A 15,040-nucleotide genomic window follows, 5' to 3' on the forward strand; every position below is an offset into this window, starting at 1 on the left:
TGGCTATAAATAATGGCAATGAAAGGATGGAACCACGAAAATGGATGAAAACACACAGGCAAAATTTGCGGAGAAGGTAAAAGAACTCCTGAATATGGCGAAAAAGAAAAAGAATGTGCTGGAGTATCAGGAAATCAGTGACTTCTTTGCGGACATGCCTCTGGAAGAGGAACAGATGGAGAAGGTTCTGGAATATCTGGACCAGAATAACGTGGATGTATTGCGTATTACCGATGACGATGATGTGGACGATGAGGAGATCATTCTGACCGATGAGGATGAAGTGGATGTGGAAAATATCGACTTGTCCGTACCGGAAGGTGTCAGCATCGAAGATCCCGTACGTATGTATCTGAAAGAGATCGGTAAAGTTCCCCTGTTAAGTGCGGAGGAAGAGATCGAACTGGCACAGAGGATGGAAGAGGGTGACCAGGAGGCAAAAAAGCGCCTGGCAGAGGCTAACTTACGTCTGGTGGTCAGCATTGCCAAAAGATATGTGGGCCGTGGAATGTTGTTCCTGGATCTGATCCAGGAAGGTAACCTGGGGCTGATCAAGGCAGTGGAAAAATTCGATTACCGTAAGGGATATAAGTTCTCTACCTATGCAACCTGGTGGATCCGTCAGGCAATCACCAGAGCGATCGCAGATCAGGCGAGAACCATCCGTATTCCCGTGCACATGGTGGAGACGATCAACAAACTGATCCGCGTGAGCAGACAGCTGCTGCAGGAGTTGGGAAGAGAACCGACCCCCGAAGAGATCGCAGCGGAGATGAATATGCCGGTAGACAGAGTGCGTGAGATCTTAAAGATCAGCCAGGAGCCGGTATCCTTAGAGACTCCTATCGGTGAAGAGGAAGACAGCCACCTGGGCGATTTCATCCAGGATGATAATGTACCGGTACCTTCCGATGCGGCAGCGTTTACGTTACTGAAGGAACAGCTGGTGGAAGTACTGGGTACTCTGACAGAGAGAGAGCAGAAGGTACTGCGTCTTCGTTTCGGACTGGATGACGGACGCGCACGTACGTTGGAAGAAGTAGGTAAGGAATTTAACGTTACCCGTGAACGTATTCGTCAGATCGAGGCCAAGGCCTTGCGTAAACTGCGTCATCCCAGCCGCAGCCGCAAGCTGAAGGATTATCTGGATTAATGGCGGAGATCATATTATCTAATCGAATGCAGGCATTAACAGACATGGTCACTCCCGGCACTGTGATAACAGATGTGGGGTGTGACCATGGTTTTGTATCTGTCTATCTGGTGCAGAAGGGCATTTCCCCGAGAGTGATCGCCATGGATGTAAGGTCCGGACCGTTAGAACATGCCAGAGAGCATATCAGGGAGTACGGACTGGAGGACAGGATAGAGACAAGACTTTCTGACGGTCTGCACAGCCTGAAGACCGGAGAGGCTGCCGGGATGATCTGCGCCGGCATGGGTGGGCCTCTCATGGAGAAGATTCTTACCGAAGGAAGAGAACAGGCGAAAGGGTTTCGGGAACTGATCTTACAGCCCCAGTCGGAGATCCCGCATTTTCGGACATTTCTGATGGAAGAGGGATATCTTCTGATGGATGAGAATATCATCTACGAAGAAGGAAAATATTATTTTATGATGAAAGTGCGCTGGCTGGGCGAGATGTCGGAAGATGCGGTGAGATCACAGGTGCGAGAGTCCTGGAAAGCGGATGACGCTGCATCCGGACTGGCTGGGCAGCTTGGTCCGATACTGTTGTACCGTAAGTGTCCGCTGCTTTTGAATTATGTAGAATGGCAGCTTGCGGAACATAGAAAGATCGCGAAGCGGCTGGAGCAGGAAGCAGATGCAGCGAATCCCAAAACGATGTGGCGCAGGCAGGAGATCGCAGAGGAGACTGCGCTGCTTACCCGGGCACTGGAGTGGTACGATAATGGTAAGGAACCGGATTGCATTTAGACAATAATACCTGCAAAAGGAGATTACAAAAGGACAGGGTGAGAAAAATGATCACAGTGAAGATAAACGGTGAAGAGAGACAATATCCCCAGGGGGCTACCTACGAAGATGTAGCCAATGATTACCAGAAGGAGTATGACAATCTGATCGCATTGGCAGCAAGAGACGGCAAGATCAGAGAACTGTTCAAAAAGCTGACGAGAGATTGTGAGATCACTTTTTTTACATTGAAAGACGACGTGGGGAATAAGACCTACGTCCGCTCTGCCACCATGCTTTTTTTGAAAGCAGTATTTGATGTGTTCGGAAGAGAAACGGTACAGAATTGTCGTGTAGAGTTTGCTATCGGGAACGGCTCCTACATCTCTCCCAAAGGGAAGATCAATGCGACAGAAGAAAATGCTGCAAAGATCCGTAACCGGATGCGGGAGCTGGTGGAGGCAAAGACACCTTTTCTGAAGAAATCTTATTCCCTGGATAATGCCATGGAACTGTTTCGAAGAGAGGGGATGAAGGATAAGGAAAAGCTGTTCCGTTACCGCAGAGGATCCTTCGTAAATATTTATGAAATGGACGGTTATTACGATTATTATTACGGCTACATGCTGCCCAATGCCGGCTATGTAAAGTGGTTCGACGTCATAGCGTATGAGGATGGATTTATGCTGTTGCTGCCGGATAAAAAAGATCCCACGCATGTTAAGCCGTTTCAAGAGAGAAAGCTGTTATTCCGGACGTTGAAAGAATCTGAGGAATGGGGGAAGGAGATCGGTATTGAGACTGTGGGTGATCTGAATGATCAGATCTGCCGTGGGTCGCTGAGTGAACTGATCCTGGTACAGGAAGCGCAGCAGGAGCGTAAGATCGGCGAGATCGCCAAAAGCATCGTAGACAGGGGCGGTGTGAAATTTGTCATGATCGCCGGGCCTTCTTCTTCCGGTAAGACCAGTTTTTCCCACAGATTATCCATTCAGTTGAAGACCCTGGGGAAAACACCGCACCCCATTGCACTGGATGACTATTTCGTGAACAGAGAATTCACACCAAGGGATGAGAACGGTGATTACAATTTCGAATGTCTGGAAGCGATTGATGTAAAGCAGTTCAATGACGACATGTGCAGATTGTTAGCCGGTGAGCGTGTGGAGCTGCCTTCCTTTAACTTCAAGACCGGAAAGCGGGAATATAAGGGCAATTTCAAACAGCTGGGAAAGGATGATATCCTGGTCATTGAAGGAATCCACGGACTGAATGAGAAGACCTCCTATGCACTTCCCGAGGAAAGCAAATATAAGATATATATCAGCGCCCTGACCAATATCAATATTGATGAACATAACCGGATTCCCACTACGGACGGCAGACTACTGCGTCGTATGATAAGGGATGCCAGAACCAGAGGCGCAGGAGCCAGACAGACGATTGACATGTGGGGATCTGTCCGCCGGGGCGAGGAGCAGAATATTTTCCCGTTTCAGGAGGATGCGGATGCGATGTTCAATTCCGTATTGATCTATGAACTGGCGGTATTGAAGCAGTTCGCAGAGCCGCTGCTGTTCCAGATCGACAAGGGCGAACCGGAATATTACGAGGCCAAGAGACTTCTGAAGTTCCTGGAATATTTCCTGGGTGTGACCAGTGAAAGCCTTCCCAACAATTCTCTGTGCAGAGAATTTGTGGGAGGTAGCTGCTTCAACGTGTAAACTATTCAGAGTCATGCGAATCGGACATATACGTCGAATGCTCGCATTCGTAAGAATATGCCCGATTCGATATGACGAAGTAACCACATGAGCAAAAAGTAAGCATCGTCAGATGCGGTTTTGCGAATGGGGTTCTGAATAGTTTACACGGCTACCGGCGAAACATCCCTGACAGGCGTCGAATGCTCGCATTCGTAAGAATATGCCCGATTCGATATGACGAAGTAACCACATGAGCAAAAAGTAAGCATCGTGAGATGCGATTTTGCGAATGTGGTTCTGAATAGTTTACACGGTTCCCGGTTGATATTTCCCTTGCTTTTTTGATCAGGAACAGCTATAATCGAACAGGTGTAAGTAAGATAGACGATCGCGGCTGCTTTATGCAGGTGAGGAAAGTCCGGGCTTCACAGGGCAGGATGCCAGATAACGTCTGGTGGAGGTGACTCCAAGGCTAGTGCAACAGAGATATACCGCCGGCTTTATGCCGGTAAGGGTGGAAAGGCAGTGTAAGAGACTACCGTCCGGCTGGTAACAGACGGAGCCATGTAAACCCCATCCGAAGCAAGACCAAACAGAGAACAATAGACCGGCCCGGTCTGTTTTCAGGTAGGTCGCTTGATGCGGCTGGTGACAGTCGTACTAGATAGATGATCGTCATATACAGAACTCGGCTTATATTTTGCTTACACTTTTCGAGAAAAATGCGGACTGCGGGATGCGGTCCGTCTTTTATTTACAGGAAGGATATATGAGAAAAATAATCATTATTTTGTGTTGCGTTCTGGTATTTACCGGATGCTGCGCAGCACCACAACAGAATACTGTGACGGATACGGAAGTTCCTTCCGGTACAGAAGAAATCCTGCCGGATCTCTCCGGGATAGAAATGCCGGATGAGATTCCGCAGGAGCTGACGGAGACCGACCTGCGGATTATGCGATCCATCGTAAAAGTTCAGGCTGGAGATCTCTATGGAAGCGGGGTCATCTACGACGCAGACGAGGAATCTGTTTTGATCCTGACGGCGGGACATGTGCTGGACCAAAATACCGGAGAGATCCTGGTGACTTTTCCGGATGATACACAGGCCCGGGCTGCACTGCGTGCAATAGCGGTAAACAGTGATCTTGCTTTTCTGCGGGTAGATAAGAAGGAACTGGATCCGGATGGAGAGTATCCGACCGTTGCTACCGACAGAGAACGTTTTGATCAGCTGGAGGTCTATGAGGATGTATGGATGTACGGCGGGGACAATACCAAACCGATTTATGCGTTTGTAGTAAATCCCTGGATCTATGTGGAAGACTTCGAACAGTATATGCTTCTCCTGCAGGGACTGCCGGAGCCCGGAATGTCGGGCGGAGGTGCCTTCACGGAGGACGGAGTATTCTTAGGGATCCTGTGCGGCGCGGATGAAGAAGGAAAAGTGGCTGTGGTTCCTTACAGTATCATTGAGAGCGAGCGGGCAGGACTTGACAATCCGTGAAATATGATAGAAAATAAAAAAGATGGGTTTTAAACCCAGATTGGAGGAAAATACAATGACGAAAATAGATGTAGTATCCGGTTTCCTGGGTGCCGGCAAGACCACCCTGATCAAAAAGTTATTAAAGGAAGCATTGGACGGCAGCAAGACCGTTCTGATCGAAAATGAATTCGGTGAGATCGGTATCGACGGCGGATTTTTAAAAGAATCCGGTATCGAGATCAAGGAGATGAACTCCGGTTGTATCTGCTGCTCTCTGGTAGGCGATTTCGGTACTTCCCTGAAGGAAGTCATCAGCACCTATGCTCCCGAGCGAATCCTGATCGAGCCCTCCGGTGTCGGCAAGCTGTCCGATGTCCTGAAGGCTGTGGAGAATGTGGCAGGTGATCTGGATGTGGAGATCAATAGTGCAGTAGCAGTGGTAGATGCATCCAAGTGCAAGATGTATATGAAGAACTTCGGCGAATTCTTCAGCAATCAGATCGAATATGCCGGGACCATTATCTTAAGCAGAACCGATAAGGTTGACCAGGCGAAGCTGAATGCCTGCGTGGAGATGATCCGTGAGCATAATGACAAGGCAACCATCATCACCACACCGTTAGCGCAGTTGGACGGCAAGGAAGTACTAGGGACCATCGAAGGTGCTGACAAGCTGGAAGATATGATGAAGGAAATGTTAGAGCACATCCATGACGATCACGATGAGGACGAGTGCTGCGGTCACGATCATGACCACGAACATCATCATCATGATCATGATGACCATGATCACGAGTGCTGCTGCGGACATCATCACGACGATGATGAGGACGAGCACGAACATCACCACCATCATGACCATGATGAGGACGAGCATGAGCATCACCATCATCACGATCATGACGAAGACCATGACCATGAGCACCATCATGAACATGACGAGAACTGCACCTGCGGTTGTCATGACCATGACCACCATCATCACCATCATGCAGACGAAGTGTTCACCAGCTGGGGTATTGAGACACCCAACACTTACAGCGCAGAGGACATCGAGAAGATCCTTACCGCTCTGGACAGCGGAGAGTACGGTGCTATCCTGCGTGCTAAGGGTATGGTACCTGCTCCCGACGGAACCTGGGTATATTATGATTATGTTCCCGAAGAACATGACATCAGAAGCGGTAAGCCGGAAGTCACCGGCAAGATCTGTGTCATCGGTTCCAAACTGGACGAGGACAAGCTGGCAGAATTGTTCCGCAAGTAAGTTGGCAGGACATATTTTGTATGCAGCAGGAACAGTAGGATAAATAGAGAAAGGTATGAATTATGACAAAACCGGTCTATATCATAAATGGTTTTCTGGAGAGCGGTAAGACAGAATTTATCACATTTACATTAGGACAGCCGTATTTCCAGATCAAGGGCAGGACCCTGCTCATCCTCTGCGAAGAGGGTGAGAATGAGTACGATCCCGCACTTCTTAAAAAAAGCCGTACGGACGTGGTGCTGATTGAAGAGGAAGAGGAGTTCAATCCGAATCATCTGATCGAACTGGAGAAGCAGTATAAGCCCGCCCGTATCATTATCGAGTATAACGGCATGTGGAACTTCAAGAATATGAAGCTTCCCTGGTACTGGAAAGTGGAACAGCAGATCACGACCATCGACGGCTCCACCTTCCCCATGTACTATACCAACATGAAGTCTCTGTTGGCAGAGATGATCCGTAAGTCTGAGATGATCATTTTCAACCGTTGCGACGGCATCCAGGATCTGAATGTATACAAGCGTAACATCAAGGCAGTCAATCCTGCCGCAGATGTGATCTTCGAGGACTCCAACGGTGAGATCGACGAGATCTTCGAGGAGGATCTGCCCTACGATCTGAGCCAGGATCCCATCGTACTGGACAACCAGGGCTACGGCATCTGGTATTTGGATTCCATGGATCACCTGGAGCGTTACGTGGGTAAAAATATCCAGTTCCTTGCCATGGTATTAAAGCCCGAGGAATATCCCGATGGTTATTTCGTACCGGGACGCATGGCAATGACCTGTTGTGCCGAGGATATGGCATTCTTAGGTTATGCCTGCGAGTATGCAGGCACGAAAGACCTGAAGCAGAAGGAATGGGTCAAGGTGACAGCAAAGGTTGCCAAAGAATACTTTGCAGACTATAAGGGAGAGGGTCCCGTACTTCATGCCATCAGCGTGGAGAAGGCAAAGGCTCCCAAGGATCCCGTGATCAGTTTTAATTAGAAAGGATCAGCTCTATGAAAAAGAATCCCATAAAGAGCGACCTGCGGGAGACAACAGCAGGAAAAGTGACATTTCTTTTCCTGCTGTTTTTGTATACCGGGGTCATGTTATATCTGTTCTGGATGGAATGCTATCAGGTGCCGGGATTCCAGTCGGATATGCCGGACTATGTGAATAAGGTGGCAGGCATTGCGGGGAATTATGAATTCCCCTATCCGATCCTGTTCTGGACTGCCAGACTTTCCGCATGGCTGATCGGAGCGAAGGCTGCAATGGCGGTCACCACGGCGCTTTTTAACCTGGCAGCAGTGATCATCACGAAGTACTATATGAACCGTGAGATGCGTAAAAACAGTCATTATGAAACTTTGTCACATAAAAAGCAGGTCATGACCGATATTGTGGTGACACTGCTTGTGTTTGCACTGTTTCTGCTGTCGAATCTGTATTCGCCCAAGAATACCGCATTTTTCGGCTTTGATTATGCATACCGCTGCATGGGCATTTATACACCGAATCCTTTCTGGAATGCCACTTACCTGGCAACCAGACCCTTTGCGATCGTCTGCTTTTTTGAGACGGTAAAGGTATTGTCGGAATATCAGAGGGATTTTCAGTGGAAGAACTGTACGCTGTTTGCAGTCAGCCTCCTGCTGACGACCATGACCAAACCGAGCTTCACTATGGTGGTGGTGCCTCTGATCGGTCTGATCCTGCTGGTGCAGCTGATCGCAAGCCGCGGAAAAAGCTTTCGCAATGCGTTCTGTCTGTGTGTGACCATGATACCTACGGGGATAGCCCTGCTGTATCAGTTCTCCGGAATCTTTACCGGGACGAATGCCATGGGGGAGGAGACCGGGATCGCCATCGGCTTTGCCAAAGTATGGAGTAATTATTCCAAAAGTATCCCGTTGAGTATTGTTATGGGAATGGCATTGCCTATTGGTGTCCTTTTCCTGAATCTGCTGTTTGATCTGAAAAGTATAAAACAGAACAGGTATTACTGGTTTGCGTGGTTAAATTATATTGCAGCAACCTTGATGTTCTTAGTCTTCTATGAAAAGGGCTTCCGCATGATGCATGCGAACTTTTCCTGGGGATATATGCACGGTATGTTTTTCGTATTCCTGATGACACTGATCGTTATGGTGAAAAATATCCGGGAATGGTGGAAGAGCTGGAAAGTGATCTTCGTGATCGGAGAGATCGCGGTATTTTTCTACCATCTGGTGTGTGGTGTGAATTTCCTGATGTATGCTGTTATGGGGAATGATCTGGCCGGTTTTTAGATGCCGGGGGGTAAGGCAGAGCATGTAGAAAGCTTATCGTGACAGACAAGATACGAAAAATACAAAAGTTACATAAGATACTATGAGAAAGGAGAGTGTTTCATGAGTATGAGTATAGTAGCCGGTCTTCTGATTCCTTTTTTGGGGACGACTGCAGGGGCAGCCTGCGTCTTTTTCCTGAAAAAGCAGATTGGCGGCAATATACAGAGAATATTTACCGGATTCGCTGCCGGTGTCATGGTGGCAGCTTCGGTGTGGTCTTTACTGATACCTGCCATGGATATGTGTGAAGAGATGGGAAAGCTTGCATTTCTTCCCGCAATGATCGGCTTTTTGATCGGTATTGTTTTTTTGTTGTTCATCGATAGTCTGGTGCCCCATCTGCATGTGGGCAGTGAGGCTCCGGAGGGTCATAAGAGCAGCCTGAACCGTACAGCTATGCTGATGTTGGCTGTGACCATTCACAATTTTCCCGAGGGTGCGGCTTGTGGTGCTATTTTTGCCGGAGTGCTGAGTGGTGACGGAACGGTTACCATGGCAGGCGCCCTGACGCTGGCTATCGGTATTGCCATTCAGAATTTCCCGGAGGGAGCTATTATCTCCCTGCCCCTTCGCAGTGAGGGGAACAAGCGGAGCAAATCCTTCGCACTGGGCGTGTTGTCCGGAGCGGTGGAACCGGTGGGCGCAATACTTGCCATTGCACTGGCAAGTATCGTGACACCGATCCTTCCGTATATGCTGGCATTTGCCGCAGGTGCCATGATCTATGTGGTCGTGGAGGAACTCATTCCGGAAGCCAGTGAGGGAGAACATTCCAACCTGGGAACCATTGCTTTTGCGATTGGTTTTGCGTTGATGATGATGTTGGATGTGGCACTGGGATAACGTGTATAGGGTAACATTTGCAAAAACAAAGTGAGAACAGCAGGAAGGGTGTACGGGAATGTCCGTGGAAAATGAAAAAGAAATACAACAGCTGAAAAACCGGATCCGTGAGCTGGCAGATAAATCCTACAACCAGAACCAGTACACCTTTACCGGATTCTTAGGACTGGCGGAGCAGGATGCCCTGTGGCAGGTGGAACGGGAAGTGAAGTTCGCAGGGATCACCTTATACGGCGGCAGGGAAGAGGCAGAGCGGAAGATCCTTCGCTTCGGCAGTGAGGCGGAGCTGGGCTATGAACAGCCCTTTCCTATCTGCTGTATCCGGATCAGACCTCTATCCGCGAAATTTGCAGACAAGCTGTCCCACAGGGATTATCTGGGGGCACTGATGAATCTTGGTATTGAACGCAGCACCATCGGCGATATTCTGCCGGGAGAGGGCGAAGCTTTTTTGTTCTGTCAGGATACCATTGCAGAATTTATCTGTGACAATCTGGAGCAGATCCGCCATACCCACGTGAGGTGTGAGGTGGTGGATGCGGCGGCAGAAGTACCGCAGGAAGAACCGGTGCGACAGGTCATTCAGGTGGCAAGCCCACGTGTTGATGCTGTCATTGCCAAGGTATATAATAAATCCAGAAGCGACTGTCTGGAGCTGTTCCGGGCGGGAAAGGTATATGTGAACGGCAGGCTGTGTGAAAATAATTCCAAGCCCCTGGAGGCGGGGGATGTGGTAAATGCCAGAGGCTACGGTAAATTCTGCATAAGCGGTGAACCCCATGCCACGAGGAAGGGGAAGCTTGCCATAGAGGCGGAGGTATATCCGTAGGGAAGTATTTCCGGAAGAACAAAAGGAGGTTAAACAGTGTATCATTATACTGCGATTCAATGGTTATTTTTCTTTTATTTTTACTGCTTTTTCGGTTGGTGTTTTGAATCCACATATGTATCCATAAAGAGCAGGAAATTAGTTAATAGGGGGTTCATGCGCGGACCGTTCCTGCCGCTGTACGGCAGCGGCGCCATCATGATGTTAGTGGTGTCCATGCCGTTCCAGGATAATCTGGTGATGGTCTACATCGCCGGATGTATCGGGGCCACAGTGCTGGAGTATGTCACAGGCGTGACCATGGAGGCATTATTTAAAGTCAGATACTGGGACTATTCCAAGAATAAGTTCAATTTCCAGGGACATATCTGCCTGGGGTCCTCGCTGGCATGGGGTGGTCTGACGATCCTGATGACGGAGTTTATCCATAAGCCCATTGAACATCTGGTGTTGTCCATTCCGGACAGCATCCTCACTCCGGTGACACTGGTGCTGACGGCGCTGATCGGTGCGGATTTCGCGTTGTCCTTCAAGGCAGCCTTGGATCTGCGGGACATACTGGAGAAAATGGAGAAGGCCAAGGAAGATATGCTTCGTATCCAGAAACGGCTGGATGTTATTATTGCTGTGACCAGTGAGGATCTGGAGAATCGTAAGGAAGGCTTCAGCGATAGCCTGGCACAGAAGAAGGAAGACTTTACTGCAAGTATTACCACCAGAGTGGAGGACCTGAAGTCCAACATTGAGGGCAAGCTGGAGAGCTTCCGCACTTCCGCACAGAAATCTCCCAACCAGTATCTGGAAAGCGTGAAGAACGAGGTCGCCGAGTTGCGGCAGAAGTACACCAGAAGCGTGGCAGACAGAGAGAATGTCAGCAGCTTACGAGATTTCTTCCAGCGTGACATGATCCGTTCCAACCCTACCATGAGTTCTGAGAAATTCAAGGAAGCCCTGGAAGAATTAAAACAGCATTCGAATAAGAAAAATAAATAACAAAGTAGAAAAGCATGTCTGTGATGCCTGTTTTTTGGGGCGGAAAGGCATGCTTTTTTGCACATGGAAAATGCGAAAAAATGGAAAAACAGTATTGACAATATTACGGGGGGGTAAACTAAATAGCGGTAAAAATAAAATCCATAACATTATACTTAGGAGGAATGAGATAATGAAAAAGAAATTAATCATTGCCGCAGCCATTGCATTCGCAGTATTTGCAATTCCTTGCGGCAGCAGTGCACTGTCTACCGTATCTGTAGCAAGTGAGAATAATACGGTGGTTACACCGAGCACCAAACCGGTAGAAGAGGTAAAGAATGCGGTAGATGCTATTGATACATCCAAGATTACTGATGCGGCATCTGCAGATAATGCGGCAGCTGCTTTGACAAAGATCGGTTCTCAGGATCTGAAGGAAGCAATGAATGCAGGACAGGATACTGTTAATGATGTTGCAGCTATCGAAGCAGCATACAAAAAGGCAAAGGGAATTAAGGATACTACCCTTGCTAACTCCGGCGCTGTAAAGGCTGTAGGCATTGTTGGTGCAGCATTTGTTGCTCCTGACACAACACTGAGTGTAGAAGCACCAGCGGCTACGCCTGAGATTGCTTCTTCTACATACGCAGTAACTTCTACTCCCGTATATGTAGAAATCAGCCTGAAGGCTGGTACTTCTTCAGTAAAATCTCTGCCTATCCCTGTAGCAGTTACCATTGAGACTCCTGCAGGTGTAGATGGTAATAAGGCAGTGATTTTCCACTTTGTAAATGGTGGACTGGAAGAAATCAAGCCTATTTACAATGCTTCCGCAAACACTTTGACCTTTACTGTAAATCACTTCTCCACTTTTGCTATTGCAGAAGCTAATAATACCGCAACAGCAGAAGGTACTGACAACGCATTTGGAAGATATCGTGACAATGTGGCAAGCGAGATCGCTAATGCCAAGGACGGTGCTACCGTCAAGATCAGCAGAGACAAGAACATCAATGCTCTGCCCAACGATATCATGCAGGCTCTGTACAAGAAGCAGACGGTAGCTCTGGAGCTGGAGTACACCTTCGAAGGCAATGAGTATACGGTAACCATCCCTGCCGGTAAGGCAGAAGACAATGCTATTGAATGGTATGGCCCTCTGTACCTGCAGATGCGTTACGGCAAATAAGTAACCGTAAGGAAATAAAATAACCGGGAAATATAAGGCACTCTTCAGTCAATGAGGGGTGCCTTGTTTTTCAGTCTGAAGGATAATGTAAGCTATGAAGAAACAGGAACAAAATACAAAAGAGACCGTGAGTATGCTGGTTTATGGGTATCTGGTGATTCTTTTTGCCGGTTTACCGCTGTATATGCAGAACAAGCTGGTGATGATCGGAAATGCAAAATATTTGTTTTTCCGGAATACTACGCTGGTGCTGGGGGCTTTTGTGGTGCTGGCTGTGCTGTGGCAGGGGATCCGGGGAGAACGGAAGACAAAACGGATGTGGAAGAAAACAGATGTGTTTATGCTGTTGTATCTGGTGTCTGCAATTTTTTCTTATGGAATCAGTCCCTGCAGGGAGGATGTCCTTTTAGGGTATCCCGGCTGGTATATGGGGCTAGTGACCCAGGGATTGTTGGTAGGGATCTATTTTGCGGTATCCCGGTATTATGACGGCAGCAGAAGTATCTGGTGGATTGCCGGGATCACGGCAGGGATTGTGACATTTATCGGACTGTTGAACCGCCTGGACATCGATGTACTGGGAACTTTCCGGGGAATGGAAAACGGAGAATGGAACCGGACCCAGCTGTTGTCCACCATCGGTAACAACAACTGGTATGCAGGCTATATCAGTGTGACGGCAGGTATCTCTCTGGCAGCTGCTTATATGGGAAAACGACAGGGCAGAGTGTTGGGGATGCTTGGAAGCTTTCTTTTTTTGGCATCGGCTATTACCTCCAATAGTACCACGGCTATAATGGCAGCCTGTGGATTAAGCCTACTTTTGTTCCTTGTTTCTCTGCGGCAGAGAAGCCGGCTGCTGAGGGCATTGGAGATTCTGATGCTTTTGCCGCTTTCGATATTTATGGTCCGATTGTTCTTGTTGTTGCATCTGACCGGACTGGTGATAGCGGGGGATGTCGAAAAGAGGCTCTTTTTTACCACGGTATGGTATATTGTATTTGGTGCGGAAGCAGTGTTGTACCTGATCCTGCGAATACGCGAAAGGCAACAGCAAAAAGATTTTCTGGAAAGCGGCAAAATATACCGGATCGTTGTTGTTGCCGGAGCGGTGATGATATGTTCGGGAGTGCTTTTGGGATGTCTTCTTGGAGGAATCGTTGGAAATGAAATGGTGTCTGAGGCTGCCGACGGGCGATTGGCCCTGTGGAAGGTCACATTACTAACCTATGGAAAAGAAGGAGCGCTATACAAATTCTTCGGCACCGGTCCCGGAAGCTATTACCATATGCTCTATCAATGGGGCAGCGATGCCATGGACTGGATCAACAAAGGTCTTTTGGACAACAACATCTATTCCAACGCTCACAACGAATGGCTCACCCTATTGGTCGAACAGGGATTCTTTGGCGTGACCGCCTACATTGGTATTTTTATCACAACCCTTACGGATCTGCGAAAAAAGATATCCCAAAGCCCGGAGTGCCTTGCTGTTTTCCTGGGACTGACCGGCTACCTGATCTGTTCCCTGTTTACTTTTCAACATGTATTATCCACACCCTTTGTCTTTGCCCTGCTGGGCATGGCAGAGGGTGTTTTATGTAAAGTCATCTTAATAAAGTCTTAAAGGTTTTTCCTGTTTTTTATTAATTGTTAATCTGTTACAATAAATTCATCAGCAGGACATCTGTGAACAAAGCAGATGTTCTGGCAGCGTAAGGGAAAGCTCCTTGCGCAGGAAGTGTCCGGGCTGCAGCCACCGGCACAGAAATGAGGGAGAGTATGTACAATATATTGATCTGTGATGATGAGAAGGATATCGTAAACGCGTTAAAGATATACTTGAATGACAGCAATTACCATTTTTTAGAGGCTTTCGACGGTGAGGAAGCCGTACATCTGGTAGAGACGAATGAGGTGCATCTGGTACTGATGGATATTATGATGCCGAAACTGGACGGCATACAGGCGATGATCAGGATCCGGGAGAAGAGTAATGTTCCGGTGATCCTGCTGACAGCCAAGGGTGAGGATTCTGACAAGGTGTTGGGACTTACGGTAGGAGCGGATGACTATATCACGAAGCCGTTTAATCCCATCGAGGTATCTGCCAGGGTGAAATCACAGCCGCGGCGTTATATGCAGCTGGGTGGCGGAAGTGTGCGGCCGGATGTGATCAGAGTCGGAGGGATTGAACTGGATGACAAGGAGAAACGGGTGACGCTGGACGGTGAACCGGTAGCACTGACCCCTACGGAATATGATATTTTAAAGCTGCTGATGCAGAATCCGGGGCAGGTATTTTCTCCGAGAGAGATTTATTCGAAGATCTGGAATGATCTGCCGCTTGGCAGCGAGAATACCGTGGCAGTCCATATCCGGCATCTGCGGGAAAAGTTAGAGATCAACCCGGCGGAACCCAGATATCTGAAGGTGGTCTGGGGACAGGGCTACAAGTGTGAGAAGCAGGGATAAGAGCAGGCAGGAGCTGCTCCGGGA

Annotated in this window: 13 protein-coding genes and 1 other RNA gene; all 14 read left to right on the forward strand. The window is 48.4% G+C overall.

Annotated features, from left to right (window positions below):
* The first annotated feature begins 40 nt into the window (after positions 1-40).
* The 14 genes from rpoD to H9Q77_RS05920 all read left to right on the forward strand — a co-directional run bounded on the left by rpoD (position 41) and on the right by H9Q77_RS05920 (position 15,016).
* Complete coding sequence (rpoD, locus tag H9Q77_RS05855; protein WP_118546459.1) at positions 41-1,153, forward strand: RNA polymerase sigma factor RpoD; 1,113 nt, start codon at positions 41-43, stop codon at positions 1,151-1,153.
* Positions 1,153-1,938 (forward strand): class I SAM-dependent methyltransferase, encoded by a 786-nt coding sequence (locus H9Q77_RS05860; RefSeq protein ID WP_249326819.1) that lies wholly within the window; start codon positions 1,153-1,155, stop codon positions 1,936-1,938. Before rpoD ends, H9Q77_RS05860 begins: the two co-directional genes overlap by 1 nt.
* A 47-nt stretch (positions 1,939-1,985) precedes the next feature.
* Positions 1,986-3,641, forward strand: coding sequence for a nucleoside kinase (locus H9Q77_RS05865; protein WP_118546457.1), 1,656 nt, complete (start codon positions 1,986-1,988; stop codon positions 3,639-3,641).
* A 354-nt stretch (positions 3,642-3,995) separates the two neighbouring features.
* Positions 3,996-4,334, forward strand: an RNA gene (rnpB, locus tag H9Q77_RS05870) — RNase P RNA component class A.
* 58 nt (positions 4,335-4,392) lie between these two features.
* The gene (locus H9Q77_RS05875) at positions 4,393-5,130 is read left to right on the forward strand and encodes a S1 family peptidase (protein WP_249326820.1); all 738 of its coding nucleotides are present in this window, start codon (positions 4,393-4,395) and stop codon (positions 5,128-5,130) included.
* Positions 5,131-5,185: 55 nt separating this feature from the next.
* Positions 5,186-6,379 carry a CobW family GTP-binding protein gene (locus H9Q77_RS05880; protein WP_249326822.1) on the forward strand — a complete coding sequence of 398 codons (1,194 nt, stop codon included), beginning with the start codon at positions 5,186-5,188 and terminating at the stop codon, positions 6,377-6,379.
* Positions 6,380-6,441: 62 nt separating this feature from the next.
* Positions 6,442-7,374, forward strand: coding sequence for a TIGR03943 family putative permease subunit (locus H9Q77_RS05885; RefSeq protein ID WP_022152722.1), 933 nt, complete (start codon positions 6,442-6,444; stop codon positions 7,372-7,374).
* A gap of 14 nt (positions 7,375-7,388) precedes the next feature.
* Positions 7,389-8,663 (forward strand): hypothetical protein, encoded by a 1,275-nt coding sequence (locus H9Q77_RS05890; protein WP_249326823.1) that lies wholly within the window; start codon positions 7,389-7,391, stop codon positions 8,661-8,663.
* Between the two features lie 108 nt (positions 8,664-8,771).
* Positions 8,772-9,548: a ZIP family metal transporter gene (locus H9Q77_RS05895; RefSeq protein WP_118550600.1), complete on the forward strand. Its 777-nt coding sequence runs from the start codon at positions 8,772-8,774 to the stop codon at positions 9,546-9,548.
* 58 nt (positions 9,549-9,606) lie between these two features.
* Positions 9,607-10,377 (forward strand): YlmH/Sll1252 family protein, encoded by a 771-nt coding sequence (locus H9Q77_RS05900; protein ID WP_249326824.1) that lies wholly within the window; start codon positions 9,607-9,609, stop codon positions 10,375-10,377.
* A gap of 36 nt (positions 10,378-10,413) precedes the next feature.
* On the forward strand, positions 10,414-11,370 hold the full coding sequence (locus H9Q77_RS05905; protein ID WP_118546454.1) for a putative ABC transporter permease: 957 nt from the start codon (positions 10,414-10,416) through the stop codon (positions 11,368-11,370).
* Between the two features lie 172 nt (positions 11,371-11,542).
* On the forward strand, positions 11,543-12,541 hold the full coding sequence (locus H9Q77_RS05910; protein ID WP_249326826.1) for a hypothetical protein: 999 nt from the start codon (positions 11,543-11,545) through the stop codon (positions 12,539-12,541).
* 94 nt (positions 12,542-12,635) lie between these two features.
* Positions 12,636-14,168, forward strand: coding sequence for an O-antigen ligase family protein (locus H9Q77_RS05915; protein ID WP_118550586.1), 1,533 nt, complete (start codon positions 12,636-12,638; stop codon positions 14,166-14,168).
* A 155-nt stretch (positions 14,169-14,323) separates the two neighbouring features.
* Positions 14,324-15,016, forward strand: coding sequence for a response regulator transcription factor (locus tag H9Q77_RS05920; protein WP_249326827.1), 693 nt, complete (start codon positions 14,324-14,326; stop codon positions 15,014-15,016).
* Positions 15,017-15,040: the final 24 nt, after the last annotated feature.

Source organism: Simiaoa sunii (genome assembly GCF_014337175.1).
GTDB classification, from domain to species: Bacteria; Bacillota; Clostridia; order Lachnospirales; family Lachnospiraceae; genus Acetatifactor; species Acetatifactor intestinalis.

Excerpts from the sequence above, each read along its gene's own strand:
- H9Q77_RS05920 (WP_249326827.1), top strand. The coding sequence starts at position 14,324 with ATGTACAATATATTGATCTGTGATGATGAGAAGGATATCGTAAACGCG.
- H9Q77_RS05915 (WP_118550586.1), top strand. The coding sequence starts at position 12,636 with ATGAAGAAACAGGAACAAAATACAAAAGAGACCGTGAGTATGCTGGTT.
- H9Q77_RS05895 (WP_118550600.1), top strand. The coding sequence starts at position 8,772 with ATGAGTATAGTAGCCGGTCTTCTGATTCCTTTTTTGGGGACGACTGCA.
- H9Q77_RS05875 (WP_249326820.1), top strand. The coding sequence starts at position 4,393 with ATGAGAAAAATAATCATTATTTTGTGTTGCGTTCTGGTATTTACCGGA.
- rpoD (WP_118546459.1), top strand. The coding sequence starts at position 41 with ATGGATGAAAACACACAGGCAAAATTTGCGGAGAAGGTAAAAGAACTC.
- H9Q77_RS05890 (WP_249326823.1), top strand. The coding sequence starts at position 7,389 with ATGAAAAAGAATCCCATAAAGAGCGACCTGCGGGAGACAACAGCAGGA.
- H9Q77_RS05900 (WP_249326824.1), top strand. The coding sequence starts at position 9,607 with ATGTCCGTGGAAAATGAAAAAGAAATACAACAGCTGAAAAACCGGATC.
- H9Q77_RS05865 (WP_118546457.1), top strand. The coding sequence starts at position 1,986 with ATGATCACAGTGAAGATAAACGGTGAAGAGAGACAATATCCCCAGGGG.
- H9Q77_RS05910 (WP_249326826.1), top strand. The coding sequence starts at position 11,543 with ATGAAAAAGAAATTAATCATTGCCGCAGCCATTGCATTCGCAGTATTT.
- H9Q77_RS05885 (WP_022152722.1), top strand. The coding sequence starts at position 6,442 with ATGACAAAACCGGTCTATATCATAAATGGTTTTCTGGAGAGCGGTAAG.
- H9Q77_RS05880 (WP_249326822.1), top strand. The coding sequence starts at position 5,186 with ATGACGAAAATAGATGTAGTATCCGGTTTCCTGGGTGCCGGCAAGACC.
- H9Q77_RS05860 (WP_249326819.1), top strand. The coding sequence starts at position 1,153 with ATGGCGGAGATCATATTATCTAATCGAATGCAGGCATTAACAGACATG.